The sequence below is a fragment of the Pseudosulfitobacter pseudonitzschiae genome, assembly GCF_900129395.1.
Classification (GTDB): domain Bacteria; phylum Pseudomonadota; class Alphaproteobacteria; order Rhodobacterales; family Rhodobacteraceae; genus Pseudosulfitobacter; species Pseudosulfitobacter pseudonitzschiae.
Genome location: NZ_FQVP01000005.1, coordinates 1 through 25,290, shown reverse-complemented (window position 1 = coordinate 25,290; position 25,290 = coordinate 1). Strand labels below are relative to the sequence as shown.

General features: G+C 61.8%; 28 protein-coding genes. 16 read left to right on the top strand and 12 right to left on the bottom strand.

Annotated elements, in window-relative coordinates:
- Positions 1-114 precede the first annotated feature (114 nt).
- On the top strand, positions 115-1,443 hold the full coding sequence (gene phaZ / locus BUC08_RS14700) for a polyhydroxyalkanoate depolymerase (protein ID WP_051694327.1): 1,329 nt from the start codon (positions 115-117) through the stop codon (positions 1,441-1,443).
- A 211-nt stretch (positions 1,444-1,654) separates the two neighbouring features.
- The gene (locus tag BUC08_RS14695) at positions 1,655-3,295 is read left to right on the top strand and encodes an ABC transporter substrate-binding protein (RefSeq protein WP_037926228.1); all 1,641 of its coding nucleotides are present in this window, start codon (positions 1,655-1,657) and stop codon (positions 3,293-3,295) included.
- A gap of 58 nt (positions 3,296-3,353) precedes the next feature.
- Here BUC08_RS14695 and BUC08_RS14690 read toward each other — a convergent pair whose 3' ends face one another.
- The 5 genes from BUC08_RS14690 to BUC08_RS14670 form a co-directional block, all read right to left on the bottom strand.
- On the bottom strand, positions 3,354-4,067 hold the full coding sequence (locus BUC08_RS14690) for an alpha/beta fold hydrolase (protein WP_037926433.1): 714 nt from the start codon (positions 4,065-4,067) through the stop codon (positions 3,354-3,356).
- Positions 4,068-4,164: 97 nt separating this feature from the next.
- Positions 4,165-4,779 carry a hypothetical protein gene (locus BUC08_RS14685; RefSeq protein WP_037926437.1) on the bottom strand — a complete coding sequence of 205 codons (615 nt, stop codon included), beginning with the start codon at positions 4,777-4,779 and terminating at the stop codon, positions 4,165-4,167.
- Positions 4,780-4,796: 17 nt separating this feature from the next.
- Positions 4,797-5,225, bottom strand: coding sequence for a VOC family protein (locus BUC08_RS14680; protein WP_037926231.1), 429 nt, complete (start codon positions 5,223-5,225; stop codon positions 4,797-4,799).
- Positions 5,225-6,211 carry an alpha/beta hydrolase gene (locus BUC08_RS14675; protein WP_037926234.1) on the bottom strand — a complete coding sequence of 329 codons (987 nt, stop codon included), beginning with the start codon at positions 6,209-6,211 and terminating at the stop codon, positions 5,225-5,227. Before BUC08_RS14675 ends, BUC08_RS14680 begins: the two co-directional genes overlap by 1 nt.
- Positions 6,211-6,963: an alpha/beta fold hydrolase gene (locus BUC08_RS14670; protein ID WP_037926237.1), complete on the bottom strand. Its 753-nt coding sequence runs from the start codon at positions 6,961-6,963 to the stop codon at positions 6,211-6,213. Before BUC08_RS14670 ends, BUC08_RS14675 begins: the two co-directional genes overlap by 1 nt.
- A gap of 117 nt (positions 6,964-7,080) precedes the next feature.
- Between BUC08_RS14670 and BUC08_RS24945 the strand changes: the two genes are divergently transcribed.
- The 8 genes from BUC08_RS24945 (at position 7,081) to BUC08_RS14635 (ending at position 14,014) form a co-directional block, all read left to right on the top strand.
- A complete protein-coding gene (locus BUC08_RS24945; RefSeq protein ID WP_037926240.1) occupies positions 7,081-7,407 on the top strand; it encodes an ArsR/SmtB family transcription factor in 327 nt (108 codons plus the stop codon).
- Positions 7,394-7,825: an SRPBCC domain-containing protein gene (locus BUC08_RS24940; RefSeq protein WP_037926245.1), complete on the top strand. Its 432-nt coding sequence runs from the start codon at positions 7,394-7,396 to the stop codon at positions 7,823-7,825. The genes BUC08_RS24945 and BUC08_RS24940 overlap by 14 nt, the downstream gene beginning before the upstream one ends.
- 204 nt (positions 7,826-8,029) lie before the next feature.
- The gene (locus tag BUC08_RS14660; protein WP_159436696.1) at positions 8,030-9,181 is read left to right on the top strand and encodes an MFS transporter; all 1,152 of its coding nucleotides are present in this window, start codon (positions 8,030-8,032) and stop codon (positions 9,179-9,181) included.
- 89 nt (positions 9,182-9,270) lie between these two features.
- Positions 9,271-11,253, top strand: a complete 1,983-nt coding sequence (thrS, locus tag BUC08_RS14655; RefSeq protein WP_037926250.1) for a threonine--tRNA ligase — start codon at positions 9,271-9,273, stop codon at positions 11,251-11,253.
- 251 nt (positions 11,254-11,504) lie between these two features.
- Complete coding sequence (locus BUC08_RS14650; protein WP_037926257.1) at positions 11,505-11,810, top strand: BufA1 family periplasmic bufferin-type metallophore; 306 nt, start codon at positions 11,505-11,507, stop codon at positions 11,808-11,810.
- A gap of 64 nt (positions 11,811-11,874) precedes the next feature.
- The gene (bufB, locus tag BUC08_RS14645; protein WP_037926261.1) at positions 11,875-12,726 is read left to right on the top strand and encodes an MNIO family bufferin maturase; all 852 of its coding nucleotides are present in this window, start codon (positions 11,875-11,877) and stop codon (positions 12,724-12,726) included.
- Positions 12,723-13,472: an HvfC/BufC N-terminal domain-containing protein gene (locus BUC08_RS14640; RefSeq protein ID WP_037926264.1), complete on the top strand. Its 750-nt coding sequence runs from the start codon at positions 12,723-12,725 to the stop codon at positions 13,470-13,472. The genes bufB and BUC08_RS14640 overlap by 4 nt, the downstream gene beginning before the upstream one ends.
- Positions 13,469-14,014: a DoxX family protein gene (locus BUC08_RS14635; RefSeq protein ID WP_037926267.1), complete on the top strand. Its 546-nt coding sequence runs from the start codon at positions 13,469-13,471 to the stop codon at positions 14,012-14,014. Before BUC08_RS14640 ends, BUC08_RS14635 begins: the two co-directional genes overlap by 4 nt.
- Before the next feature lie 40 nt (positions 14,015-14,054).
- Here the strand turns inward: BUC08_RS14635 and BUC08_RS14630 are convergent, their stop codons facing one another.
- Positions 14,055-14,375: an arsenate reductase family protein gene (locus BUC08_RS14630; RefSeq protein ID WP_037926269.1), complete on the bottom strand. Its 321-nt coding sequence runs from the start codon at positions 14,373-14,375 to the stop codon at positions 14,055-14,057.
- 188 nt (positions 14,376-14,563) lie between these two features.
- Here BUC08_RS14630 and BUC08_RS14625 point away from each other — a divergent pair, with 188 nt between their 5' ends.
- On the top strand, positions 14,564-14,770 hold the full coding sequence (locus BUC08_RS14625) for a cold-shock protein (protein ID WP_028958257.1): 207 nt from the start codon (positions 14,564-14,566) through the stop codon (positions 14,768-14,770).
- A 58-nt stretch (positions 14,771-14,828) separates the two neighbouring features.
- On the opposite strand, the gene BUC08_RS14620 is transcribed toward BUC08_RS14625, so the two are convergent.
- The 5 genes from BUC08_RS14620 to BUC08_RS14600 all read right to left on the bottom strand — a co-directional run bounded on the left by BUC08_RS14620 (position 14,829) and on the right by BUC08_RS14600 (position 20,098).
- The gene (locus BUC08_RS14620; protein ID WP_051694329.1) at positions 14,829-15,104 is read right to left on the bottom strand and encodes a hypothetical protein; all 276 of its coding nucleotides are present in this window, start codon (positions 15,102-15,104) and stop codon (positions 14,829-14,831) included.
- Between the two features lie 85 nt (positions 15,105-15,189).
- Positions 15,190-16,368: a cytochrome P450 gene (locus tag BUC08_RS14615; protein ID WP_037926271.1), complete on the bottom strand. Its 1,179-nt coding sequence runs from the start codon at positions 16,366-16,368 to the stop codon at positions 15,190-15,192.
- A 526-nt stretch (positions 16,369-16,894) separates the two neighbouring features.
- The gene (locus tag BUC08_RS14610) at positions 16,895-18,703 is read right to left on the bottom strand and encodes an AAA family ATPase (RefSeq protein WP_081855380.1); all 1,809 of its coding nucleotides are present in this window, start codon (positions 18,701-18,703) and stop codon (positions 16,895-16,897) included.
- Between the two features lie 78 nt (positions 18,704-18,781).
- On the bottom strand, positions 18,782-19,261 hold the full coding sequence (locus BUC08_RS14605) for a dihydrofolate reductase (protein WP_037926277.1): 480 nt from the start codon (positions 19,259-19,261) through the stop codon (positions 18,782-18,784).
- Between the two features lie 3 nt (positions 19,262-19,264).
- On the bottom strand, positions 19,265-20,098 hold the full coding sequence (locus tag BUC08_RS14600; protein ID WP_037926280.1) for a thymidylate synthase: 834 nt from the start codon (positions 20,096-20,098) through the stop codon (positions 19,265-19,267).
- A 323-nt stretch (positions 20,099-20,421) separates the two neighbouring features.
- Between BUC08_RS14600 and BUC08_RS14595 the strand changes: the two genes are divergently transcribed.
- The 5 genes from BUC08_RS14595 to BUC08_RS14575 all read left to right on the top strand — a co-directional run bounded on the left by BUC08_RS14595 (position 20,422) and on the right by BUC08_RS14575 (position 24,580).
- Complete coding sequence (locus BUC08_RS14595) at positions 20,422-21,276, top strand: hypothetical protein (protein ID WP_037926283.1); 855 nt, start codon at positions 20,422-20,424, stop codon at positions 21,274-21,276.
- Positions 21,260-22,630 (top strand): tetratricopeptide repeat protein, encoded by a 1,371-nt coding sequence (locus BUC08_RS14590; RefSeq protein ID WP_037926286.1) that lies wholly within the window; start codon positions 21,260-21,262, stop codon positions 22,628-22,630. The genes BUC08_RS14595 and BUC08_RS14590 overlap by 17 nt, the downstream gene beginning before the upstream one ends.
- Before the next feature lie 104 nt (positions 22,631-22,734).
- A complete protein-coding gene (locus BUC08_RS14585) occupies positions 22,735-23,163 on the top strand; it encodes a VOC family protein (RefSeq protein WP_037926289.1) in 429 nt (142 codons plus the stop codon).
- A gap of 41 nt (positions 23,164-23,204) precedes the next feature.
- Positions 23,205-23,876 carry a DUF1194 domain-containing protein gene (locus BUC08_RS14580; protein ID WP_051694355.1) on the top strand — a complete coding sequence of 224 codons (672 nt, stop codon included), beginning with the start codon at positions 23,205-23,207 and terminating at the stop codon, positions 23,874-23,876.
- Positions 23,873-24,580, top strand: a complete 708-nt coding sequence (locus BUC08_RS14575) for a DUF1194 domain-containing protein (RefSeq protein WP_037926295.1) — start codon at positions 23,873-23,875, stop codon at positions 24,578-24,580. Before BUC08_RS14580 ends, BUC08_RS14575 begins: the two co-directional genes overlap by 4 nt.
- Before the next feature lie 24 nt (positions 24,581-24,604).
- On the opposite strand, the gene BUC08_RS14570 is transcribed toward BUC08_RS14575, so the two are convergent.
- Positions 24,605-25,096: a MarR family winged helix-turn-helix transcriptional regulator gene (locus tag BUC08_RS14570; protein ID WP_037926298.1), complete on the bottom strand. Its 492-nt coding sequence runs from the start codon at positions 25,094-25,096 to the stop codon at positions 24,605-24,607.
- Between the last annotated feature and the right edge of the window lie 194 nt (positions 25,097-25,290).

Sequence of the window (25,290 nt, the reverse complement as noted above, 5' to 3'; positions counted from 1 at the left end):
CGTACTTTGCAGTTGCAGCATTATGTAGTATTCTACCCTTTATCACGTCGCCGACTTCGGGGAGGCTATGCGACGACTGCGCCGGGCACACCCGGCAGAAACAGGAGACCCGAAATGCGTAACATGGCCACATACGATCTGATGGAGACAATCAGAACGACGAATCAATGGCTTGGCGCTTCGGCCCTTGCAATGGGATCATACCCTGCCTTTTCCATGATCCCAAACCCTGCATTCGAATGGATGCGTGCATGGGGCGAAGTCACCGAACGTAGCTTCCAGCGTATGGTAGTGAAACCTGACTGGAACATCCCACATTTCACCGCCAAGGACGGCAAGGATCACATCGTGTCGATCAGCAAGGTCGTCGAGCGCGACTTTGGCGACCTGATCCACTTTGACGTACCGGGCCACAGCGAAGACAAGCCCACCGTGCTGCTGGTGGCCCCCATGTCGGGCCACTATGCCACGCTGCTGCGCAAAACCGTGATTTCGCTGCTGCCCGACTGTGATGTCTATATCACCGACTGGCACAACGCGCGTGACATCCCCGTCAGCGCGGGCAAGTTCGATATCGAGGATTACACGCTGTACCTCGTCGACTTCATGAAACATCTGGGACCGGACACCCACGTGATCGCCGTGTGCCAGCCCGCGCCCCTGACCCTGGCCGCCACCGCCTATCTGGCCGAAGAAGAACCCGAAGCCCAACCGCGCAGCCTGACCTTGATCGGCGGGCCGATCGATCCGGGTGCGGCCGCAACCGAAGTCACCGATTTCGGCCACAGGGTCACCATGGGCCAGCTTGAAAAGGCGATGATCCAGCGCGTCGGCTTCAAATTCGCGGGTGTCGGCCGCAAGGTCTATCCCGGCCTGTTGCAGCTGTCGTCGTTCATCTCGATGAATGCGGACAAACACGCCAAGGCGTTCAACGACCAGATTTCGCGCGCCGCACGCGGCGAAGCGTCGGACCACGACAAGCACAACGAATTCTACGACGAATACCTTGCCGTGATGGATATGACCGCGGAATTCTACCTGTCCACGGTCGAACGCATCTTCCAGAACCACGAGATTGCCAAGAACGAATTCGTGGTCGCGGGCCGTCAGGTCGACATGGGCAAGATCACCACGGTTGCCGTAAAAACGGTCGAAGGCGGCGAGGACGACATCACCGCCCCCGGCCAGTGCATCGCGGCGCTGGACCTGTGCACCGGCCTGCCGGATTCGAAAAAGGCCAGCCACGTGGAACCCCGCGCCGGTCACTACGGCATTTTCGCAGGCAGCAGCTGGCGCAACAACATCCGCCCGATGGTGCTGGAATTCATCTCGAAGAACAGCGGCACCGAGGCGCCTTCCAAGGCGGCAGCGAACACCAGCAAAAAGCCGGATGCGACGCCCAAAGCCCTGCGCAAGAACGGAACCACGGACCAACCGGTCTGAAGCCGCACTGACAATTTGTCCTGACCTGACAAGGCGCCCCTCCTGACACCGGTGGGGCGCTTTTCATTTTACAGGGCCGTTTCTGTTGAAATTGTCACTTTTAACCTATTTCATGGAACACGACGACAGAGCGCGATGACCGCGTTCGGAGTGGCTGCGCCTTATTGTGACGCATCGCTTTTGGCTCTTCACGAGAACAGATGAGAGTTTCATGACCATTTCCAAACCGATCCATCCCGCCGCACGCGACTACGCAGACGAGGTTGCCGCAGGCACCCTGTCGCGCCGCGAGTTCCTGACCCGCGCCACCGCATTGGGCGTCAGTGCCAGTGCCGCCTATGGCCTGCTCGGCCTGATCCAGCCCGTCCGTGCTGCTGCCCATGCCCAGACGGGCGGCACGCTGCGCATTGAATCCTCGATCAAGGCGCTGAAAGATCCACGCACCTTTGACTGGCCGCAGATGTCGAACTTTACCCGTGGCTATCTGGAGTATCTGGTCGAATACCAGATCGATGGCAGCTTCAAGCCTGCCCTGCTGGAAAGCTGGGAGGTCAACGACGACGCCACCGAGTACACGCTGAAAATCCGCCCCGGCGTGACATGGAGCAACGGCGACGCCTTTACCGCCGAAGATGTGGCGTTCAACATCGAACGCTGGTGTGACAAGGGCGTCGAGGGCAACTCGATGGCCTCGCGCATGTCATCGCTGGTCGACCCGGAAAGCGGCAAGGCCCGCGAGGGCGCGATCACCGTGGCGGACGACAGCACCGTCGTGCTGACACCGGCCAAGCCGGACATTACCCTGATTGCAGGCTTTTCCGACTATCCGGCAGCGATTGTGCACCAGTCCTTCAATGGCGACCCGCTGGACAACCCCATCGGCACCGGCCCCTACCTGCCCGAGTCCTTTGACGTCGGCAGCAAGGCGGTTCTGGTCAAGAACACCGACCACCAGTGGTGGGGCGAAGGTGCCTATCTGGACCGCATCGAATACCTGGACTTTGGCACCGATCAGGCCAGCATCGTGGCGGCCGTCGATGCCGACGAGGTCGACATGATCTATGAAAGCATCGGCGAGTTCATCCCGATCCTGGACGACATCGGCTGGACCAAATCCGAAGCGGTCACCGCCAACACGATCGTGATGCGCGCCAACCAGGAGGCCGAGATCGACGGCCAGAAACCCTATGCCGATGCCCGCGTGCGCCGCGCGCTGGCGATGGCCATCGACAACAGCGTCCTGTTGGAGCTGGGATTTGCGGGCAACGGACGTGTGGCCGAAAACCACCACGTGTCGCCCATCCATCCCGAATATGCCGAACTGCCCGCGCCCGTCTTTGACCCCGCCGGCGCCAAGGCCCTGATGGAAGAGGCCGGAATGGCCGATTTCGAACACGAGTTGATCTCGATCGACGACACATGGCGCAAGGACACCACCGACGCCGCCGCCGCCATGCTGCGCGACGCGGGCATCAACGTAAAACGCACGATCCTGCCCGGCTCGACCTTCTGGAACGACTGGCTGAAATACCCGCTGTCCACCACCGACTGGGCCCAGCGCCCCTTGGGTGTGCAGGTGCTGGCGCTGGCCTACCGCTCGGGCGAGGCCTGGAACGAAACCGCGTTTTCCAACGCCGAATTCGACAGCCTGCTGAGCGACGCGCTGGCGATTGCCGATGCCGACCAGCGCCGCGAGGTCATGGCCAAGATCGAAAAGATCATGCAGGACGAAGGCGTGATCGTGCAGCCCTACTGGCGGTCGATCTATCGCCACCACAAACCCGAAGTGATCGGCGCGGAAATGCATCCGACGTTTGAAATTCACGTGGCCAAACTGGGCTACGCCGCCTGAAGGCGCTTTGCGAACTGGTCCGATCCGGCAACGGGTCGGGCCGCACCGGGCCCCTGCCCTAGCTGCGCAGCACCAGCGGCTGCTTCATCCACGCTCTCAGTGCATCATTGGTGTCTTCGGGCTGCTCCAACGGGGGCAAATGACCCGCGCCTTCGATCACCACCAATCTGGCATAGGGGATCAGTTCGGCCATGAAGCTGTGATGTTTCGCTGACATGAGCGTATCCTCAGCCCCGCACAGGATCAGGGTCGGCACCTTGCACTTGCGCAGGGTGCTTTGCTGGTCCCGGCGACGCTGCATCGCGCGGGACTGACGGACAAAGACCTCGGCCCCCAGATCCAGCGCCATCTGGGTATAGGCAGCAAGCACAGTTGCCGCATAGCCGCCTGCGGCCAGGTGCTCGGCGCGAATGTGTCCCCGCGCGGCCTCGGCCAGCCGACCGGTGCGCGCGGCAATGATATGCGGCTCGCGCGCGGCAGCCATCTGTGGCGTTTCGGCCTGCGCATTGGTGCACATCAACGCGATGCGGCTGACCCGGTCCGGCGCGCGGCGCAGGATCTCCATCGCCACCATCGCACCAAAGCCAAGCCCCGCCAGCGCAAAGCGCTTGGGCAACTGGTCCAGAAGGTTCGACGCGATTTCCTCGATCCGCTCGCCCTGGGTCACGGGGGCGATGGTCACGCAAATCTCGTTGGAAAAGGCCGCCATCTGTTCGCTGTACAGCCGCGCGTCGCACATCATCTCGGGAAGAAGAACCAAAGGTTCGGCCATGCCTGTCTCGCGCTTGTTGCTGCTGCGTTTGTCCGGCACCATGTCGTATGCACGCGCCTGTCACAAGTGTTAACCCTTGTGGGGGGCAAGCACTTGCCTAAGGCAACCCCAACCCCCGAAACACCGGAAAATCGGCATAGCGCGCGCGGCGCGCTTGCGGCCCCTCCTCGGGGTCTTCGCCGGCCCGTAACAACATCCCCCGTGGCGCGATATAGCTTGAGATGGTGCGCAGCGGTGCGGGCCGCCAGTCCAGGTTGAACGCGCACAGCTTGGGAAAGAACCAGATCGCGGAATAGGGCAGATGGTCGTGCAGCCACCACGCCAGATCGCGCCAGTCGCGCCCCTGCGCATAGCGGTCTGAAAACCACGGGATCGCCAGCGAGGTGCCCGCGATGGCCGCGTCCCCGCCTGCCCGGTCCCAGATGTGACATTCCATCGGATTGTCGTTGCGCGCACAGTTCAGCCCGTTTTCGTTGCCAAAGCGGTTCAATGCGGGCGACCGATACCCCGACCGGATCGCCAGGCGGCCAAAGGTTTCGGTCAGCGGGTCCAGCAGTTCGGTGCACAGCATCCGCCCGTTGGCGATGGCCAGGTCGGGATCGACGGGCACGGTGGGAATGCCGTGCAGGCTGCCGATCTCGGAATAGAGGAAATCGCGCATGAAGAAATGTTTCGACAGCCGCACGCGCCCCAGGTCTTCCAGCCCGCGCATACTGCGGGGCGGGCGCATCAGGCGGCCCCGTTCCACTGAAACGCGCCATCCGGTCCCAGCGGCGCAAATGGGTTGTGCGCCACTTCCCAGATGTGCCCCTCGGGGTCGGCGAAATATCCGATATGCCCGCCCCAGAACACGTCATGCGCGGGCTTCAGAATGCGCGCGCCTGCCGCTTCGGCACGGGCCAGCAGCGGGGCGACCTCGTCCTTGGCGCGCACGTTATAGGACAGGGTCATCGCCCCGCGCCCCAGTTCATCCTCGGGCAACCCAAGGTCCCGCGCCAGATCCGCCAGCGGGTACAGGCCCAGCGTCTGCCCGATCAGGTCAAAGGCCGTCACGCCGTCAGGGCTGTCCACCGCCTGCCAGCCCAGCGCGGTGTAAAATGCGGCCTGTGCTGCCATGTCGCGCACGCCGAGTGTGATCAGGCTGATCCGCTGTTCCATCATTCGATCTCCTTCAACCATCCCAGGATGCCCGCCACCATCATATCGTTCTGGCTGGGTGACATGATATCCCCCGCCACCACATGTGCGCTGGGGTCGTCACCCGGTTGCAGATCGGGATAGGCGCGTGTCGCCACGGTGCCCCAATCCGCCCCCCAGCGGCGGCGGATGCGGTCGGTGGCCTCGGCCCGCACCACCTGATCGCTGTCGGAATACCAGAACAAGGCAGGCACCAGGAACAGCCCGTGATCCAACCCGTTCACCGCCTTGATCAGCGCGCCCATCGGCAGGGTCGCAACCGAAGGATAGGACGTGGTCCAGTATTTCGCCTGCTCGGCATTGCGCGGGGTAAAGCTGATGGTGTCGCCGGCAATCCACGGCGCCCATGTGCGCGCGGCAGGCCACGTCAGGATGCGGGCAAAGGGGTTGTTGATGCCGTAGTTGGGCGAGACAAGGACCACGGCCGCAACCCCGTCCATATCCACCGGGCTGTTCACCGCCGCCGTGATCACCGTGGCCCCCGTCGATGTCCCGATCAACAGCACCTTGTCCCCCAGCGCCCGCGCGGCGGCCAGCCCTTCGGCCATGTCGGCCATCCAGCCGGCAACGGTGCCCTCGGCCATCGCGGCGGACCCGCGTCCGTGGCCTTGCAGACGGGTGTAGATCAGGTTCGCGCCCAGCGCCTGCGCCACACGGTCGGGCACGGGGCGGATTTCTTCGGAGGTTGCGGAAAAGCCGTGCACATAGAGAACCGACCACTCGGTCTTGGTCTCTGGCGCCCCGGCCCAGATCACCCGCTTTTCGGTGCCCGGCGTGATATCGTCAAACCGCGCCTCGGTGCGTGCGAAATGCGCCGCGACGCCGCCGTCAAGCTGCGCGGTGTCGAAATACATGTCCAGCGGTGCCGGTTCGCGCGGGCCAAAGGCCACCAGTGCGGCCACCGCCACCAGCAGCCCCATAAACACCCAGCCCAGCGCGCGCGCCATCAGGACGCCGCCGCGATGACATCCGTCACCGCCTGTTCGATCAGCCCCAGACACGGCCCGTCGGAAAAGCGGTGGTCGGCATCCTTGACCAGCAGCAGCCGCATATCGGGGCTTTCGGCGTGGTTCAGCAGGCGCACGGCGGTTTCGGTGCTGACGGCACTGTCGGCGGTGCCTTGCAGGCAACGCACGGCAAAGGGCAAGGGCAGCGGATCGCGCAGCACCAGTTGATTGCGCCCGTCATCGACCAAGCGTTTGGTGATGATGTAAGGCTCCATATAGTCCGACGGCATGGCGATCTGACCCTCACGCTCCAGCGTGGCCTTTTGATCCTCGGTGAAGCTGGCCCAATAGCCATCTTCGGTGAAATCGGGCGCGGCGGCGATGGTCACCAGCCCGGCAACCCGTTCAGGGTGCGCGCGGCAGAACAGCAGCGATTGCCAGCCGCCCATGGACGACCCTACGGGGATCACCTTGCCCGTGGTCAGCGTGGTGATGGCGGCAGCCGTGTCCTCGGCCCAGTCGCCGATGCACCCGTCCTCGAATGTCCCGCTGCTTTGACCGTGGCCGGAATAGTCGAACCGCAGGAACGCACGCCCCTGTGTTGCACACCATGCTTCCAGATGCACCGCCTTGGTGCCTTCCATGTCGGACTTCAGCCCGCCCAGAAACACCACGCAAGGGCCGTCCCCCGCCGTCAGATGATAGGCGATGCGACGGCCTTGTGGCGTTTCCAGATACTGCGGGTCGGACATGGGCGGCTCCTTGAGTGCGGTGTTGGGCGCAGTCTGCGCAGGGTGGGCGGCACGTTCAACCTGGAAAGTTTAGTTACCATATCGTCACGTGATATCAGGATCGCTTAAAAGCGGACCATGGATACGATCTTCAACGCCCTAACCTGCCCCGCGCGGCGCATAGTGCTGGACTGCTTGCGCCGCACCGACGACCAGACCCTGACCGGCCTTCAGGGGCAACTGGATACGGCCCGTTTTGGCGTCATGAAACATCTGCATGTGCTGGAAGACACTGGGTTGATCGTGTTCCGCAAAGTCGGGCGATTCAATTATCATTGCCTGAACGCGCTGCCCCTGCAGGAGGCCATAGAGCTTTGGATCGAGCCATCGCCGGTCAAGCCGGCGGCGCCTGCAGGTCCTGACCTCAAAAGCGGCCTTGGAAGGACGAACCATGACCAAACCTGATTTCGCAATGCAAATCTTTATCCGCTGCACCCAGGACGCGCTGTGGGATGCGCTCAGCGATCCCGACAGCATGGCGGCCTATCACTTCATGTGTAACAGCGTCCAAGGTGAGGCCATCGAAGGCGGCACGCTGACGTGGCTCTTGCCCGACGGCAACCCGCTGCTGACCCAACGGCCGACAAGGGTCGTGCCCAAGACCCGCATCGAGGCAACCTTCGAGCCGCATTTCTTCGCCCCCGACGCCCCCGCCTCGCGCATGGCCTTTCTGATCGAACCCCAGGGGGACATGTGCAAGCTGACCATCGAACACTATGACCTCCCCAAAGGTCAGGATGGCGTCGCCGAAGGCTGGGCGCGCATGGCGTCGTCCTTGAAGTCGTGGCTGGAAACCGGCACCGCGATGAAATCGTCGATGTAGGGGGCGCGGATATGGATACGGTCCCCACCGAACTGCGTCTTCTGGGGATGTCAGCTGCGGGTGGCCCAGTGCCGACAAGCCAAGTGGTCCTGCCCGTCTGACCCCGACGCGATACAACGCTACGTCAAAGGCCCGCGCCGCGAGCAGGCCTTGCTCTTTGTGTGCCCACGGACCAAAAGCAAAATCATGCAAGCGCCCCCGAAAATGTTGATCCCTGTCCTGACTCTGTCGAACTTTCTGATCGGCGTGGGGGCCTTTATCATCATCGGGATGCTGGAACCGCTGGGCACCGATCTGAACGTCACGCCTGCCCACGCCGGACAATTGCTGACCGTCTATGCGCTGGCCTATTCGGTGCTGTCGCCGGTGCTGGTCGCCGTAACCGGCCGCATCGGGCGGCGGCGGGTGATGGCGCTGGGTCTGGTGATGTTCGCCTTGGCCGCGCTGCTGTCAGCGCTGTCCCCGTCGATGCCGGTGCTGAATGCCGCCCGAGTGCTGGCCGCGGCCGGTGCGGGGCTGTTTACACCCGTGGCCGCTGCCACCGCCGCCGCCCTGTTTCCCCCCGCGCAGCGCGCACGGGTGCTGGCGATGGTCTTTTTCGGGTTCAGCGTGGCACAGGTGCTGGGTGTGCCTGCGGGCAGCTACATCGCCTATACCTTTGGCTGGCGCTGGGGGTTCTGGTGCGTTGTCGCCCTTGCCCTGCCCTGTATCGTGATGATCTGGCGGCACGTGCCAGCGGGCCTGAAATTCCAGCCGATCACGCTGGGCGATCTGGGTGAAGTGCTGCGCGACCTGCGGATGATCTTTGCGGTTCTGTTCACCAGCACATTCCTTGGCGCGACCTATATCCTTTACACCTATATGGCCCCGCTGCTGAGCGAGACGATGGGCTATGGCCGCGATGGCGTGACACTGGTGCTGGCGGTGTCCGGCGTCGGCGCCGTGATCGGCAATCTGGCCAGCGGCATCCTGACCGACCGGCTGGGCTGGAAGCGCACGCTGGTGGCGCTGTGCCTGTGCCAGATTGTGCTGTTGCCGGTCTATTCGCTGCTGCCGCTGTCGGACATCATGCTGATGGGCCTGACGACCGTGTGGGCGATGACCGGCTGGGCCTTCATGGCCGCACAGCAAACGCGGCTGATCGGGCTGGCCGGGTCGCAGGCCACGGTGGTGCTGGCGCTGAACGCTGCCGCCATCTACGTGGGCGCGGCTGTCGGGTCGGCCATCGGCGGCTGGGTGCTGTTGCGCGCAGGCCTGTCGGCCCTGGGCCTTGCCGCGACAATCGGAATGGTCGCGGCGCTTGCGCACCTGCTGCTGTCGGCCCGGATGTCACAATCAACCGCCCCTGCCCCTTGACGCAGCCGCGCAGCCCCGCCAAAAGGCTGGCACACATATAACCCGCAACCGGGCGTTCCGTGGGCGCCAAACTGACGAGGAGTGCCAAGATGGCCCAAGTCTCCCTTACCTTTCCCGATGGCAATGCACGCGACTATGATGCCGGCATCACCGCCGCCGAAGTCGCCGAAAGCATCTCGAAATCCCTGGCCAAAAAGGCCATCAGCGCGACCGTAGACGGCCAGCACTGGGATTTGCAGTGGCCGATCAACGCCGACGCGCAGATCGCCATTCACACCATGCAGGACGAAGAGCAGGCCAACGAACTGGTCCGTCACGATCTGGCGCACATCATGGCCCGCGCCGTGCAGGAAATCTGGCCCGACACCAAGGTGACCATCGGCCCCGTCATCAAGGACGGCTGGTATTACGACTTTGACCGCGCCGAGCCGTTCACCCCCGAAGACCTGGGCGAGATCGAAAAGAAGATGAAAGAGATCATCAACAAACGCGACCCCGTCCGCACCGAGGTCTGGGAGCGCGATGTTGCGATCAAATACTACGAAGACCGGGGCGAGCCCTACAAGGTCGAGCTGATCGAAAGCATTCCCGGCGACGAGCCGCTGCGCATGTACTGGCATGGCGACTGGCAGGATCTGTGCCGTGGCCCGCACCTGCAACACACCGGCCAGGTGCCCGGCGACGCGTTCAAGCTGATGTCGATTGCCGGTGCCTACTGGCGCGGCGACAGCAGCCGCCAGATGCTGCAACGCATCTACGGCGTGGCCTTCACCGGCAAGGAAAAGCTGCGCGCGCACCTGAACATGCTGGAAGAGGCCGCCAAACGCGACCACCGCAAGCTGGGCCGCGAGATGGACCTGTTCCACATGCAGGAAGAGGCCCCCGGTCAGGTGTTCTGGCACCCCAACGGCTGGACCATCTACACCGAATTGCAAGACTACATGCGCCGCAAGCAACGCGCGGGCGGCTACCGCGAGATCAACACACCGCAGGTCGTGGACCGCAAGCTGTGGGAAGCTTCGGGGCACTGGGACAAGTACCAGCACCACATGTTCATCGTTGAAGTCGACGAAAGCCGTGACGGCGAAAACGACGACGCCGAGGTCAAGAACAAGGCGCAAACCCGCATCAACGCGCTGAAACCCATGAACTGCCCCTGCCACGTGCAGGTGTTCAACCAGGGCCTGAAATCCTATCGCGATCTGCCGCTGCGGCTGGCCGAATTCGGGTCTTGCGCGCGGTTCGAGCCGTCGGGTGCCCTGCACGGCATCATGCGTGTGCGCGGCTTTACCCAGGACGACGCGCATATCTTCTGCACCGAGGACCAGATCGAAGCGGAATGCGCCCGCTTTATCGAATTCCTGGCCGACATCTATGCCGAGCTGGGCTTTCCCACCTTCGAGATCAAATTCGCCACCCGCCCCGAAAAACGTGTCGGCACCGAAGAGTCGTGGGATTACGTCGAAAACGCGCTGGAGCAGGCGATCCGCAAGACCGGCCGCACCTACACGCTGGAACCCGGCGATGGCGCGTTCTACGGCCCCAAGCTGGACTTTTACCTGACCGACGCCATCGGTCGCGTCTGGCAGTGTGGCACGTTCCAGGTCGACCCCAACCTGCCCGAACGGCTGGATGCGACCTATATCGCGCAGGACGGTGCCAAGGTGCGCCCGTTCATGTTGCACCGCGCGACCTTGGGCAGTTTTGAACGCTTTATCGGCATCCTGATCGAGGAACACGCAGGCAAGCTGCCGTTCTGGCTGGCCCCGCGTCAGGTTGTGGTGGCGTCGATCATTTCGGATGCGGATGACTATGTGCAGGAAGTTGTCGCCGCACTTCGGGCCAAGGGCGTGCGCGCCGAGGCGGATTTGCGCAACGAAAAAATCAACTACAAGGTCCGCGAACATTCGGTCGGCAAGGTGCCTGTCATCCTGGCCGTGGGTGCCCGCGAGGTCGAGGAGCGCACCCTGTCCGTACGGCGTTTGGGCGAAAAACAGACCAGCGTGCAATCGCTGGACGACGTTCTGGTGACGCTGGCGGATGAAGCCACCCCGCCCGATCAGAAAGCCTGACACATTTGGCGCGGCACCGGCATCAGCCCCGGTGCCGCGCCGCGGAAATTGTTACAAAACACGATCAAAGCCCGCGATGCTGTGGCCGGATTGCCGAAATCCTGTAAGATTTGGCCCTCTTGTGCCGCCACCTGCTAACACACATGTGAATAACAGGCTCGTGAGTGGTAGAGTACACGAACGCACCACTACTCTGGATGCAAGGGCCGTGAGTGCCCGCACCAAGGTGATATGTTTAAGGGAGATTGAAGATGTCCAAACCGATGAAAACCGCCGCCCTGCTGGGCGCTGTCGCCGCGGCGATGACCGCGCAAGCCACAAGCGTCAGCGCCGCGACCAAAGAGAAATGCTATGGCGTGTCGCTGGCGGGTGAAAACTCGTGCAAGGCGGGCGAAGGCACCACCTGTGCGGGCACCTCGACCGTGGATTACCAGGGCAACGCCTGGACGCTGGTCGATGCAGGCACCTGCACCGAAATCGAACTGCCCGCCATGGCCGACGGCACGCCCCGCACCGGCGCGCTGGAAGAACTGGACCGCGATCTGCCCTCTGCCTGAGGCACCTGTTGCACCGGGTCCTATCCGGCCCGGTGCACGCCCCCCTGCGTGAAAGGCCGCCGCCATGCTGGACGCACGCCGCACCCCCAACACATTGCCAAACGCCCCCGGCGTCGGTTTCAAACCTGCGCATTTTCAGGGGCTGACCGACGATCCCGGACCCGCGCACTGGATCGAGGTCCATGCCGAGAATTACATGGGCGACGGTGGCCGGCAGATCGCCCAACTGCGGGCGCTTTCCGAACAATTTGCCACCTCGGTGCATGGCGTGGGGCTTAGCATCGGCGGGGCGCAGGATCTGGACGCCGACCATCTGGCGCGGCTGAAACACTTGTGCGACTGGCTGAAACCCGACAGCTTTTCCGAACATCTGGCGTGGTCCACCCACGGGGCCGAGTATATGAACGACCTGCTGCCCCTGCCCTACACGGACGCGACGCTGGCCCATGTGGCGGCGCATATTGATCAGGTGCAAGACACATTGGGCCGCCAGATGCTGCTGGAAAACCCGTCCAGCTATCTGGCCTTTGACGACAGCACATGGTCCGAGACCGAATTCCTGGCCGAACTGGTGCGCCGCACCGGCTGCGGGCTGTTGCTGGACGTGAACAACGTGTTCATCTCCGCCACCAATCTGGGCACCAGCGCCGAGGCCTATATCGACGCCTACCCGCTTGAGGCCGTGGGCGAATTGCACGTGGGCGGCCATGCCGAGGACATCGACGATCGCGGTGCGCCATTGTTGATCGACAGCCACGGTGCGCCGGTTGTCGGCGCGGTCTGGACCCTGTTGGACCGTGTTCTGGCGCGCACGGGGCCAAGGCCGGTGCTGGTGGAATGGGACAATGATGTGCCCGACTGGCCCACCTTGCGCGCCGAAGCGGTCCGGGCCGCCGCCGCACTGGCGCCTGCATGAAACGGTTTTACGACGCCCTTCTGGACCCTGTGCTGCCAGCCCCCGAAGGCCTGCACGACGGGACGGGTGCAGTGGCGGGCAAACGCTTTGACGTTTACCGAAACAACGTCATGCAATCGCTCACGGATGTGATGCGCGCAGGCTTTCCGGCGGTACGCAAGCTGATCGGAGCGCAGAATTTCGACCTCGTCGCCGGTGCTTTCATCCGCGCACAGCCGCCGACCTTGCCGATCATGCAACGCTATGGCGACGGCTTTGACAGCTTTCTGGCTGAGGTGCCGCAACTGGCGCATCTGGGCTATCTGAGCGACGTGGCCGGGCTGGAACAGGCGCTGCGCCTGTCCTATCACGCTGCCGACTGCGTGCCATTGGATGCCGCACGACTGGGTGATCTTCCGCCAGAACAGCTTGGGGCGGTGCGGTTCGCGGTTGCGCCTGCCGTGCACCTGATCCCGTCCGTGTGGCCCCTCTACGACATCTGGCGGTTCAACACCGAGGACGGCGCGCCAAAGCCGCAGCCCGTGGCCCAGCATGTGCTGATCACCCGCGCGGACTATGATCCCGTGCCGCATCCCCTCTCTCCGGCCCAAGGTGCCTGGATTGCGGCATTGATGGCAGGTGAAACGCTGGAGGCCGCGCAAGATGCGGCCGGTGCGGTCGATCCCGCCTGTGACATCGCCACACCGATGGCGTTGCTGTTTGCGCAGAACGCCGTAACGGGACTGATCACGAAAGACCCTGCATGATCCGCACATACACCCGCCTGACCACTGCCCTGGACCGTGCCGAATGGCTGTTGCCAACGCTGGCCCGCGTGGTCTTTGTCGGCGTGCTGCTGCTGTATTTCTGGGTGTCGGCGCTGACCAAGCTGGGCGAAGGCGCGGGCGGCCTGCTGTGGCTGTCGGACACGGCCTATATGCAGATCTTCCCCAAGGCGGTCGAGGCCGCAGGCTATGACGCGGCGCACCTGGGCTGGGGCTATCGGTTGGTTGCGGTGCTGGGCACCTGGGCGGAATTCCTGCTGCCGCTGTGCATCGCCATCGGCCTGATGACACGGCTCAGCGCGCTGGGGATGATCGTTTTTGTCGCGGTCCAAAGCTATGTGGACATCTACGGACATGACGTGGGCGCAAAGACCACGGGCGCGTGGTTTGACCATATCTCGAACGCGGCGATTGTGGACCAGCGCGCGCTGTGGGTGCTGTTGCTGATGATCCTTGTGATCAAGGGCGCAGGACCGCTGAGCCTGGACGCAGCCCTGCGATCCACACGCCGCGCAGAGCTGTAGCGCCGACCGCCCTGCCCCTCAGTCCAGCGCGCAGGGCGGACTAACCTTCGACGCCGAGCGCCGCCCGCGTGGCCGCGTCCCAGCCCAGGTGCATCCGGTCGCCGTCCACGATCAGGGGACGCTTCATCAGCGAGGGGTGCTCTGCCAGCACCTGCAATTGCGGCAGCGCCCGCGTGGCGTCATCCAGCCCGCGCCAGGTGGTGCTGCGGGTGTTGGTCAGCGCGTCGCCAAAGGTGGCCTGCGCCTGTGCCATCACATCCGCGGGAACGCCCTCCTTGCGCACGTCCACAAAGGTTGCCTGTGGCAATGCCCTGATCGCCTTGCGGCAGGTATCGCATGTTTTCAGCCCGTAAATCAGCATCATTGTCCTCCTGTTGAGCATCAAATAGGGAATCCGACCCCGGATTGCATGGCTTTTTCTTGATTTTTTCCAAGGTTGATCAATCTTGATAGATGTGGCGGTGCATCGGGCCAGAACCCCTTGCGATGTCACGGCAATGTCCCGTGGGGCCACGGGAGTGTATGTAAGGCAGAAGGAGGCACGGGATTATGCCAACTGGCACCGTGAAGTGGTTCAACACCACAAAAGGTTACGGCTTCATCGCACCGGACGAAGGTGGCAATGATGTTTTTGTCCATATTTCAGCAGTGGAAAGGTCTGGATTGACAGGTTTGGCGGACAACCAGAAGGTCAGCTACGAGCTGTCCGAAGGGCGCGACGGGCGGCAGATGGCTTCGGACCTGAGCTTGCTGTGAGCGATTGCAGACAACAGGCCCGGTGCGATGTCGGGCCTGTTGACCGGCGGCAGAGGGTTCAGTCGTAGGTGCAGCCCTTGGTGCCGATGGGGCAGTCGTAGGTGCTGGCTTTGCGGCGCTGGACGGGGTGCTGCATGACCTGGCTGTAGGTCATCGTCTGGTTCGGTGTGCCACAGCAGATTACCCCATTGATTGTAACGGGTTGCAGGCCGGCAGGGCAGTAATTTGCGCTGCTGGGATAGGCGTAGATCTTGGGGCTGTCAGAGGCCAGTGCGGGCATGGTGCCCAGGACGGTCAGGCCAAGTGTGGCGGTCAAAATGGATTTCAGGCGCATGTCGATCCTCGTTTCGGGTGATGTGCATTTCAATGTGCCTTATTTTGGTCACACTCTTTTAACCTGTCCAGTTTTTTCTGTAGTTTCACAGGGTTGCACCAAGTGATCTGTAGCCGCGAAAGCGGATGCGGCCGCCCTGTTCGCGGGATGTGATGGCGTAACCCGGGAAGCGTTGCAGGAAGCGGGCGATGGCGATGCGGCCTTCCATCCGGGCGAGGGTCAGGCCGACGCAGACGTGGGGACCGCCGGCGAAGGCAAGGTGCCGGTTCGGCGTGCGGGTGATGTCGAAAACATCCGCATTCTCAAACACTTGCGGATCACGGTTGGCCGCGCCGATGCACAGGTGCAGGTTGGTGCCTGCGGCGATCCTGTGGCCTGCGATCACACAGTCGGTGGCGGTCTCGCGGTTGCCGAACTGGTTCGGGGAGGCGCAGCGCAGGACCTCTTCGACGCAGGGGGTGATCAGGTCCATGTTATTGATAAGACGCTGCTTTTCCGAAGGGTGATCGTGCAGGAGGGCCAGGCCGTTGCCGATCAGATTGGTCGTGGTTTCGTGGCCCGCGTTCAGGATGAAGATGCAGTTCTGGATCAGCTCGATCTCGGTCAGGGTGCCGTCGCTGTCGCCCTGGATCAGGCGGGTCAGAACATCGGTGTCGGGATCACCCGGATGGGCGGTGCGATGGGCGATAAGTCCTTGAAGATACGTCTTGAATTCGGTCACCGCCTGCTGCCCGGCGGCCAGTTGCGCAGGGGTCAGGACCGGCTCGAGCGCGCCGAGGATGGCCAGCGACCAGTCGCGCAGCGGGGCGCGGTCGGAATGGGGGATATCCAGCAGGTTTCCGATGATCTGGATGGGGATGGTGGAGGCGAAATCCTCAATAAGATCAGCGTGTTGCGGCATGTCATCCAGCAGGCGGTCCACGGTGTCGACCAGGCCCGCCTCCATGCGCTGAATGGCGCGCGGGGCCAGGGCCGAGGCCATGATGCGCCGCACGCGGGTGTGCAGGGGCGGATCGTTGAACACCAGCGAAGTGGTGTGATGTTCATAAAGCGGCGTGCCCGCGCCGAATTTCGGTTTGAAAACAATACGTTTGTCGGAGGTAAAGGTGGTGGTGTCCTTGTAGACCGCGCTGAGATCGGCATGGCGGGACAGCAACACAGAGCCGTCGGGCTGCAGGCAGAGGGGGGCGGATTCCAGCAGCCGGTCATAGTGCGGAAACGGGTTGTCGTGGAAGCCGGCGGGGAGGTTTGCGAGGTCAATCATGGGCGCAGTGTAGCGCGGATTTTACAGAACGCACGGGGGATTAATGCCGGATTTTCGGGCCTGCGTGCGGCGGGGAATCGGGCGAATTGGTACGTATCGCAGGCAATCTTGTACAAGATTGCGGTGGGAATTTGCGCGCAAATTCCCGCGTTTTTCGGGTGTTGTACGTATTCCGGGGGGAATTGTACGGATTTTGGGGCGGGTTAAGGATGGGTTAACGGAATGGTTAATTTGGGGGGGTGAGCGCCGTCCCGGAAAACGTCCAGTGGACGTTTTCAGGCGCGAACGGGCGGAGCCCCGGGAGCGCCGTCCGGCGCATCCGGATCGGATGATCTAGTGGATCATTCAAAATGCCGAACGCGCAATCCGCGAGAACTGTGCCGAGGACGCAGGCGGTTTGGTTGGTGTGGTTTGGAGAGGGCAGCGTCCGGACCAATAGGGCAACGAAGCCCCAAGTCATGAGTAGCTGCGTCGACATTGAGACACTAAAGAGCGACGTGCATGCCGAAATGCTGTTATCAAAAATTTAATCGGGATTTTCGGATGAAACAGAAGTCAACATACTCTCGACCTTTTCCTTCAATTTTAAAAAATTCACAAAATGCTCTTCCTTACCTTTCTCTTTTATGAAGTTCGCAAATTCTCGTTTCTGCGGCGATTCAAAAATTAAGGCTTCGCCTTTCTCGCCTGTCCGCAACCGAGCATAGTCTTTCAACAGATCTTCATTGAACATGTTTTCGATCCCAGTCTTACAAATTCTATTCTCGTGAAAATCAAACGCGAAAGACTCGACCGCATGGCCACTTTTAATTTTCTCCAGCTCCCCAAACTTATCGCAATCCACAACTATCAGCCACTTATGTCTGGTATTCTGTCCGTCAAGAAAGTGGCTCAGCGTACATAATTGACGAAAACCTGATTTGGACTCTGCTCCTTTCAATACCTTCAATTTCGGAAAAAACAACTCACACCACTTACTCAATATAATAGAATTGTTACCCTCCGAAACTATTGTAATCGGCCCATAGCGTTCACCTAACACCAACAAGCCATCTTCTAGCGTCATAAATCCACTCGACAATGAAGAAACAACGTCTGACATTTTATGTTGTTTTAGGCTATGACGGCGACCTTCCAATTCCAACTGAAAGACGGAACTTTCCCGAACTGAAACCACTGTGGTCGGAGAGTGAGATGTGAGTATTACCTCAATATTATGCCTTTCAACCATCCGCTGCAGCAATCTCAACAAAGATGGGACCATCGCAGGGTGCAAAACTGAATCTATTTCATCAAGCAACAACAACTTTGGGGCAACTGCACCCGTATTAAGGTTGAAGAGCATCAAACACACTGAAAGTAATACCAGTTCTCCCGATGAAAGAGATTCGAATTTAGATTTTTGCTTAGACCCAGCATGAAGCAAATGTGCCGAAAACTTATAATCTTGAAATGTTGATATTGACAGCTTGTCCTTGGCTGGATTCGAAACTTTAAAAGAGAAAAGCCCTTCCTTTGAAAACTCTAAACGAAGTTCGGCTAGAAGTTCATCTAAAATAATCCATGGTGGCGGATGGTTATTAAGATATTCAAACATTGCATCCTCAAATCTGATTTCATTCTCCTGAACCAGATCGATCGCCCGATAATATTGTTCAAGTTTGTAGGTGGTGTATAAACTCGAAATTCTATCTGAAATTAATGGCTCAAGCCGCCTTGAGGTTTTCAGAAAGTCATAGACATCTAACTCGTGCACCAGCTTTTTTTTCATGGAAGCAGCTAGAAGGACAGTTTCTGAAAACCCGCCTTCTCCTGATTTCAGCTTTGCGTTTCGTTCCCGTTCATGCAAAGCATTTTTAAATGTCGAGTACTCTCGAATAAACTCACTTTGCTCCGGGGTAGCGTAATCTAAAAGGTCACTCAAACGATGCCGCGCACTTTGAACCTGCAGTCCAATTTTCCTTGCAGTCTCTCCATCAATGCTCCCAGCTTTGCCAGCATTTTTTAAGGCATTTAAATAAATATTCTTAATTTCTTCTCGCAAGGAAACGCCATCCACGCTTCGATCAAGTTCAGTTCCATATTTAACAGCTTGATTGTCATAATTATCTGACGCGCTACGATTCTGTGGCTTCAAGCTTTCAAGGGAGTAGTAACTCACCGCCGCCTTTGGGAGGCCATCCGATTTTATTTCTTCAAGTTCTATTGCCTTTAAAAGGGTAGTTTTCCCAACACCATTCTTCCCAATTATGACCGCCAGTGCCGGCAGATCAAAATCATTCAAGCTCCGGAGAGCGCCCAATTTTCCTTTAAGGGTGTATCGTCGTCCGCTCACCTGATCACTCCCCTAAATCCACGTTCACCCTTCACCATCCCCCAACCGCAATCAAGCCCCCTGCCCGACGCCCCGCGCCTAGACCTTCCGCAAATACTCGCGCAATTCGCATTCCGGCGACGCGCCCTCAAAGTGGCGGGTGCTGATCAGGCGCCAGTCGTCCAGATCAACGCTTGGAAAGAACGTGTCGGCATCCGCCACCTCGGTCGCGACCTCGGAGAGCATCAGGCGGTCCGCAAGCGGCAGCATCTCGGTGTAGATGCCGGCACCGCCGATGCCGTAGATGCGGTTGTAGCCGAGGTCGGAGGCGATCCGGACCGCGTCACCCACGGATGTGGCCACATGCTCTGCGTCCACCTGTTGCGACGACACGACGATGTTCAGCCGCCGCGCCAGCGGCCTGACCGGCAGGCTGTCCCAGGTTTTGCGCCCCATGATGATGGCCCCGCCCAGCGTTTCACGCTGAAAGGATTTCATGTCCTCGCGGATGTCCCAGGGGATGTCCCCGTCCCGTCCGATGGCCCCGTTGCGGTCGCGGGCGACGATCAGTGTGATCATGGCTCAGACCGCCACGGGCGCGCGGATGGTGGGATCGGGATCGTAGCCGGTGATCTCGAAATCCTCGTATTTGAAGTCGAATATGGACGACACCTCGCGTTTGATGCGCAGGGTCGGCAGCGGTTTGGGGGTGCGGGAGAGCTGAAGCTGAACCTGGTCGAGGTGGTTGGAATAGATATGCGCGTCGCCCAGGGTGTGGATGAAATCCCCCGGCTGGTAACCCGTGACATGGGCCAGCATCACCTGAAGCAGCGCGTAGGAGGCGATGTTGAACGGCACGCCCAGGAACATGTCGGCCGAGCGCTGGTAGAGTTGCAGGTGCAGCCGTCCGTTCGAGACGCGCACCTGCCAGAGCGTGTGGCAGGGCGGCAGCGCCTGGCGCGGCACGTCGGCGGGGTTCCAGGCGGTCACGACCAGGCGGCGGCTGTCGGGTGAGGTTTTGATCATCTCGACAAGCTGCGCGATCTGGTCGATCGGCTTGTTGAGAAAGAGCGGCTCTTGCGCGGTGCCCAGATCGGTGGCCACGGGGCCGGGAAAGGCGCGCCACTGGTGTCCGTAGACCGGGCCGAGGTCGCCGTTCTCATCTGCCCATTCGTCCCAGATGGTGACGCCGTTTTCCTTCAGGTAGCGGATGTTGGTGTCGCCGGACAGGAACCACAGCAGCTCGTGGATGATGGACCGCAGGTGCAGTTTCTTGGTCGTGACCAGCGGAAAGCCGTCGGACAGGCGATAGCGTGACTGGTGTCCGAAATAGGAGATCGTGCCGGTCCCTGTGCGGTCGGTCGATGTTTCGCCGTGCTCCAGGATCGTGCGCAATGCGTCGTGGTACTGCTGCATGGGTCAGTGTCCTTTGCCTGTCTGCCGGAGACCTGTTTGCGGCGCTCGCGGTTTGCAATGGGTGGGTGTGCCGGTCGGGCGGTGCGCGGCGCGCGCGCGGGTGTGACGCGGGTCGGGGCGAAACGGCATGGCGCGAATCCTTCTGGCACAGAATCTGTTAGGGCGTCACCTTATCTAGCGCCGTCCCATACGGGAACCGCTATATCGTGGTCGCTTTATGGACACATTGCGGCAGGGATGTTCACAGATTCGTTGACTTTGCGTGAGTTAGCAGTGAATTTGACCGCAATAAGAGGCAGCAGTTCAAAAAAAGGTGGTCGCAAATGACCCGTTTATATTCAGGCATCGCCATTTTGGCGTTGGTTGCCGCGTGTGGCGATGGCAATCCTTTCAACACGGTCGAAGACGGTGACGACACCACCCCGGGCAGCGCCTATCTGGACGACGAAGGCACGTTCCTGACGTTGAACAACATCGCCTACGATCCGGGGTCGGACACGCTGACGATCAACAACATTCCGTTCGACGATCCGAACAACGCCTACAAGCGCATCCAGACCGAGACATTCGCCAACGGCTTCAACGCCTATGAAAGCGACCCTGCGCCGGGCACCAACGAGGTTCAGTATTTCGCCGTGTTCCGGCGGTCGGACAGCGGTCAGTCACAGGTGGCGGCGGCGGGGACCACGGCCTATGTCGACTTTGGCTACGGCGGCGCAGGGGCGCAGCGGCTGGGGGCGAACCCGACACTGCCCAATACCGGGATTTATTCCTACAACGGTGAATATGCGGCGGTGCGCACGACGCTGGATGCAGGCCCCGGCGGCAGCAACCTGGTCGAATTTGTCACCGGCGATGTGGCGATGCGGGTCGATTACGGCGATTTCGACGACACCGGCACGGTGGGCGGCACGGTGGGAAACCGCCGGCTGTATGACACGACCGGCACCCAGATCGGGACGCTGGACGGGTTCATCTCGATGCAGGACAGCACCATCGACTTTGAAACCCAGACCATCGTTGCCGCGCAGGCGACCGAATTTGTCGGCGGCGACGCGACGCGCAGTGGCAAATGGGAAGGTGTCTTTGCCGGACCCAACGGCGAAGAGATTGCGGGCATCCTGTTCGTCGAAGGCGACGACGTCCGCGAAGTGGGCGGCTTTGTCACGACGCAGTAAATCCACGCGGCGCGCTGCGGCGCTGTGGCTGGCGCTGGCCCTGTCGGTGTCGGCCGTGCCTGCCGTGGCGCAGACCACGACGCTGAGCCCGGATCAGGCGCGGATGGCGGCGGCCAAGCTGTTGTCCGAGGGCCATGCCCGTGCGTCGATCGAGCTGACGCGCGTGCTGGTCCAGCGCGATCCGCAGGACGCCACCAGCCTGATCCTGCTGGCGCAGGGGTTGCGGACCACGGGCGATTTCAAGGCGGCGCAGGATGCCGCGCGGCAGGCGTGGAAAGCCGCCGACCGCGATGTCGAAAAATACGGTGCGGCGCTGGCGATGGCGCAGGCGCTGTCGTCGGACAATCACAAGACCCGCGCGCAACTGTGGCTGAGACGTGCAGCGCAGGTTGCCCCCTCGGAGGCCACCCGCGCCCGCGCGATCCGCGATTACCAGTTCGTGCGCATGGCAAACCCGTGGTCGGTCAACCTGTCGTTCGGGCTGGTGCCCAGCGACAACGTCAACAACGCGCCGCGTGACAACACCATCGTGTTGGGCGGTCTGGTCTTTGTCGATCCCACGGCGGTGCCGCTGTCGGGGGTCGAGATCTCGTCACAAGCGCGGCTGCGGTACAATTTCAACATCACCGAGACACACCGCAACTATGCCGCGCTGAGGTGGGCGGAGACGCGGGTGGTGCTGACCGATGATGCGGTGCCTGCGGGGGTCGAGGATGGCGATTTCCTGTACCAGCAACTGCGCGCCCAGATCGGCCGCGATTTCACCACCGGACCGGGCAAGCCGCGCCACAGCTACAGCCTGAGTTACGGGCGCATCTGGTATGGCGGCAGTCACCTGTCGGACGAGGTGCGCGCCGACTGGAGCAGCACGTTCACCCTGCCCGAGAAACACTATCTGACCTGGTCGGCCGACATCGGCTATGCCGAGCGGCAGGACAATGACGTGCGGTCGGGCACCACCGGATCGCTGGGGCTGAGCTGGTCGCGGCCCACCGCCGACGACGGCAGGCTGACGCTGGACGCCGAAGCGGGCCGCACCGTGACCGACAGCAAGACGCTGACCCACAGCCGTGCCAAGCTGGGCCTGACCTATGTTCTGGGTCAGAAGGTGTTCGGCGCGCGCACCTCGGTGGCGCTGAGCGGACAGTTTCGCAGCTATGACGATGCGGTCTATGGTCCCGATCCGCGCCAGGATGTGTCGGCCAGCCTGTCCACGTCGTTCCTGTTCACCGAACTGGACAGCTATGGGTTTGCCCCCAAGGTGACGCTGGACATCAGCCGCAATCATTCGAACATCGGGCGTTTCGACACGCAGAGCATGGGGTTGAACATCGGATTTCAATCGGTGTTCTGAGGCCCTGCCCCGCGCCCACGCCAATGTGCACGCCAATGTGCTCTGGCCCTCGGCCCTGTGCGTGCTAGTCTTTGGCCTGACTTCAAGGACGAAAGGACGCGACAATGGCGCTGAAGTATTTGCACACGATGGTTCGGGTGAAGGACCTGGAGAAATCCATGGCCTTTTACGAAATGCTGGGCCTGAAAGAGATCCGCCGCATGGACAGCGAACAGGGACGGTTTTCGCTGATCTTCATGGCGCCCGAGGGGCAGGAGGACTGCCCTGTCGAGCTGACCCATAACTGGGACGGCGACGATGCGCTGCCCGATGACAGCCGTCATTTCGGGCACCTGGCCTACGAGGTCGATGACATCTATGCGATGTGCCAGACATTGCAGGACAATGGCGTGACCATCAACCGCCCGCCGCGTGACGGGCATATGGCGTTCGTGCGCTCGCCCGACAACATCTCGATCGAGTTGCTGCAGGCCGGTGACCGGCTGGACCCGCAAGAGCCGTGGGCCAGCATGGAAAACACCGGGCACTGGTAAGCCCGGTGAAGCACGCCCTGATCGCAGTGTGGTGGGGCCTGATGGCCCTGCCCGCCGCCGCCGAACAGTGCCGGTTGGCGCTGGTTCTGGCGCTGGATGTGTCGTCGTCGGTGGATGCCGCCGAGGACACGTTGCAGCGGCAGGGGCTGGTGGCGGCGCTGACCGCGCCCGAGGTGCGGGCGGCGTTTTTCGCCACGGACGACCCCGTGGCGCTGGCGGTTTACGAGTGGTCGGGGCGGTACAATCAGGAAATGGTGCTGGACTGGGTCATGGTGCGGGGACCGGCGGAGTTGCTGATGGCCGCCGAGACGGTGGCCGCGTCACAGCGGTCGTACAATGATTTTCCCACGGCGATGGGCTATGCGCTGGGCTATGGCGCGGGGGTTCTGGCGCGCGGGCCTGACTGTTTGCAGCAGACGCTGGACATGGCGGGCGACGGGCAGAACAACGAGGGATTTGGCCCGCAGGCGGCCTACCGCGAGTTCGGCTTTGCCGGGGTCACGGTCAACGGGCTGGTGGTGAACGCCGCCGATTACGAGGCCGAGGTGGGGCTGATCGCCTTTTACAAGGCCGAGGTGTTGCACGGGCCGGGCGCGTTCATGGAAGTGGCGCAGGGGTTCGAGGATTACGAGCGCGCGATGCGCCGCAAGCTGGTGCGCGAGCTGTCGCCGCCGGTGCTGGGGGCGGTATCACGCGGCGGCGGGCCGGGATGATCCGGCTGGCGGTGTTGTTCTGCGCGCTGGTCGCGGGCGGGCCGGTGCAGGCGGCGTGCCGCCAGGCGCTGGCGCTGGGACTGGATGTGTCGGGGTCGGTGGATGCGCGCGAATACCGCCAGCAGTTGGACGGGCTGGCGGTGGCGCTGGACGCGGGTCCGGTGCGGCAGGCGCTGATGCAGCAGCCACAGGCGCCGGTGACGCTGGCGGTTTATGAATGGAGCGGGCCGCAGGACACGACGTTGCTGGTGCCGTGGACGCCTGTGACATCCGAGGCGGTTCTGGACGGGATCATCGCGACGTTGCGCGGCACTGAGCGCGTGCCCCGGTCGCCCGGCACGGGGCTGGGGTCGGCGATGCTCTATGGTGCGGCGCTGCTGGAGCAGGCCGATTGCGCGCAGCGGACGCTGGATATTTCGGGCGACGGGCGGTCGAACCTGGGGCCGCGTCCGCGCGATGTGAAACACCAGTTGGCGGACAGCGGCATCACGGTCAACGCGCTGGTGATCGGGGAGGATGCCCCTGCGACGGGCGACGACCGGCAATCGGGGATCGGGCCGCTGAGTTCGTATTTCCGGGCCGAGGTGATTTTCGGGCGCGATGCCTTTGTCGAAACGGCGCTGGGGTTTGACAACTATGCCGAGGCGATGCAGCGCAAGCTGGAGCGCGAGTTGCTGACGCTGGTGATCGGGCGGCTGGAGTAGGCCCGCCCCCTGCCCTGTCCGCGGTCAGTAGATATAGCGGATCTGGTCGGACCAATAGCGTTCGACGCGTTTGAGCGTGTCGGTGATGTCGTCGATGCCGTCGGCCTGTAGCACGTTGGCGGCCTGCAATCCCTCGGCGTGGCGTTCGAAGAGGTCGCTGACGGTGGTGCGGATCCGGCGGCCGTTCTCGGTGAGGCGCACGCGGACCGAGCGGCGGTCGATCTCGCAGCGCTGGTGGTGCATGTAGCCCATTTCGACCAGCTTTTTCAGGTTGTAGCTGACGTTGCTGCCCTGATAGTAGCCGCGGCTTTTCAATTCGCCGGCCGTCACCTCGTTGTCGCCGATGTTGAACAGCAACAGCGCCTGCACGGCGTTGATTTCCAGCACGCCCACCCGTTCGAATTCATCCTTGATCACGTCCAGCAACAGGCGGTGCAGCCGTTCGACCAGCGACAGCGCCTCGAGGTAGCTGAATATGAAACTCTTGCCCGGGGGACTGTTCGCCGCTCCGGGCACCTGCGGGGGAGAATGGGGAGAATTTGACAAGAAACCGTTAAGTTGGGTTTGGGGGGATGGGGGGGGCGTGGGATTTAAGGTCGGTATGTGCAGGGAGATGGGTAATCCCCCCCGATCTTAAGGGGATGCGGAAGTAGAATTTTCTCGGCAGGATGAACGAGGAGATTCCGATGAAGAAGACACGTTTTACCGAG

What these genes read in the sequence shown, in the direction of transcription:
- BUC08_RS14650 (WP_037926257.1), top strand. Translation starts at nt 11,505, where the DNA reads ATGTCCAAACCGATGAAAACCGCCGCCCTGCTGGGCGCTGTCGCCGCG.
- BUC08_RS14595 (WP_037926283.1), top strand. Translation starts at nt 20,422, where the DNA reads ATGACCCGTTTATATTCAGGCATCGCCATTTTGGCGTTGGTTGCCGCG.
- BUC08_RS14585 (WP_037926289.1), top strand. Translation starts at nt 22,735, where the DNA reads ATGGCGCTGAAGTATTTGCACACGATGGTTCGGGTGAAGGACCTGGAG.
- BUC08_RS14680 (WP_037926231.1), bottom strand. Translation starts at nt 5,225, where the DNA reads ATGGAACAGCGGATCAGCCTGATCACACTCGGCGTGCGCGACATGGCA.
- BUC08_RS14630 (WP_037926269.1), bottom strand. Translation starts at nt 14,375, where the DNA reads ATGCTGATTTACGGGCTGAAAACATGCGATACCTGCCGCAAGGCGATC.
- BUC08_RS14580 (WP_051694355.1), top strand. Translation starts at nt 23,205, where the DNA reads ATGGCCCTGCCCGCCGCCGCCGAACAGTGCCGGTTGGCGCTGGTTCTG.
- BUC08_RS14640 (WP_037926264.1), top strand. Translation starts at nt 12,723, where the DNA reads ATGAAACGGTTTTACGACGCCCTTCTGGACCCTGTGCTGCCAGCCCCC.
- BUC08_RS14685 (WP_037926437.1), bottom strand. Translation starts at nt 4,779, where the DNA reads ATGCGCGGGCTGGAAGACCTGGGGCGCGTGCGGCTGTCGAAACATTTC.
- thrS (WP_037926250.1), top strand. Translation starts at nt 9,271, where the DNA reads ATGGCCCAAGTCTCCCTTACCTTTCCCGATGGCAATGCACGCGACTAT.
- BUC08_RS14670 (WP_037926237.1), bottom strand. Translation starts at nt 6,963, where the DNA reads ATGTCCGACCCGCAGTATCTGGAAACGCCACAAGGCCGTCGCATCGCC.
- BUC08_RS14695 (WP_037926228.1), top strand. Translation starts at nt 1,655, where the DNA reads ATGACCATTTCCAAACCGATCCATCCCGCCGCACGCGACTACGCAGAC.
- BUC08_RS24945 (WP_037926240.1), top strand. Translation starts at nt 7,081, where the DNA reads ATGGATACGATCTTCAACGCCCTAACCTGCCCCGCGCGGCGCATAGTG.
- BUC08_RS24940 (WP_037926245.1), top strand. Translation starts at nt 7,394, where the DNA reads ATGACCAAACCTGATTTCGCAATGCAAATCTTTATCCGCTGCACCCAG.
- BUC08_RS14690 (WP_037926433.1), bottom strand. Translation starts at nt 4,067, where the DNA reads ATGGCCGAACCTTTGGTTCTTCTTCCCGAGATGATGTGCGACGCGCGG.
- BUC08_RS14620 (WP_051694329.1), bottom strand. Translation starts at nt 15,104, where the DNA reads ATGCGCCTGAAATCCATTTTGACCGCCACACTTGGCCTGACCGTCCTG.
- BUC08_RS14625 (WP_028958257.1), top strand. Translation starts at nt 14,564, where the DNA reads ATGCCAACTGGCACCGTGAAGTGGTTCAACACCACAAAAGGTTACGGC.
- bufB (WP_037926261.1), top strand. Translation starts at nt 11,875, where the DNA reads ATGCTGGACGCACGCCGCACCCCCAACACATTGCCAAACGCCCCCGGC.
- phaZ (WP_051694327.1), top strand. Translation starts at nt 115, where the DNA reads ATGCGTAACATGGCCACATACGATCTGATGGAGACAATCAGAACGACG.
- BUC08_RS14600 (WP_037926280.1), bottom strand. Translation starts at nt 20,098, where the DNA reads ATGCAGCAGTACCACGACGCATTGCGCACGATCCTGGAGCACGGCGAA.
- BUC08_RS14615 (WP_037926271.1), bottom strand. Translation starts at nt 16,368, where the DNA reads ATGATTGACCTCGCAAACCTCCCCGCCGGCTTCCACGACAACCCGTTT.
- BUC08_RS14675 (WP_037926234.1), bottom strand. Translation starts at nt 6,211, where the DNA reads ATGGCGCGCGCGCTGGGCTGGGTGTTTATGGGGCTGCTGGTGGCGGTG.
- BUC08_RS14575 (WP_037926295.1), top strand. Translation starts at nt 23,873, where the DNA reads ATGATCCGGCTGGCGGTGTTGTTCTGCGCGCTGGTCGCGGGCGGGCCG.
- BUC08_RS14660 (WP_159436696.1), top strand. Translation starts at nt 8,030, where the DNA reads ATGTTGATCCCTGTCCTGACTCTGTCGAACTTTCTGATCGGCGTGGGG.
- BUC08_RS14605 (WP_037926277.1), bottom strand. Translation starts at nt 19,261, where the DNA reads ATGATCACACTGATCGTCGCCCGCGACCGCAACGGGGCCATCGGACGG.
- BUC08_RS14635 (WP_037926267.1), top strand. Translation starts at nt 13,469, where the DNA reads ATGATCCGCACATACACCCGCCTGACCACTGCCCTGGACCGTGCCGAA.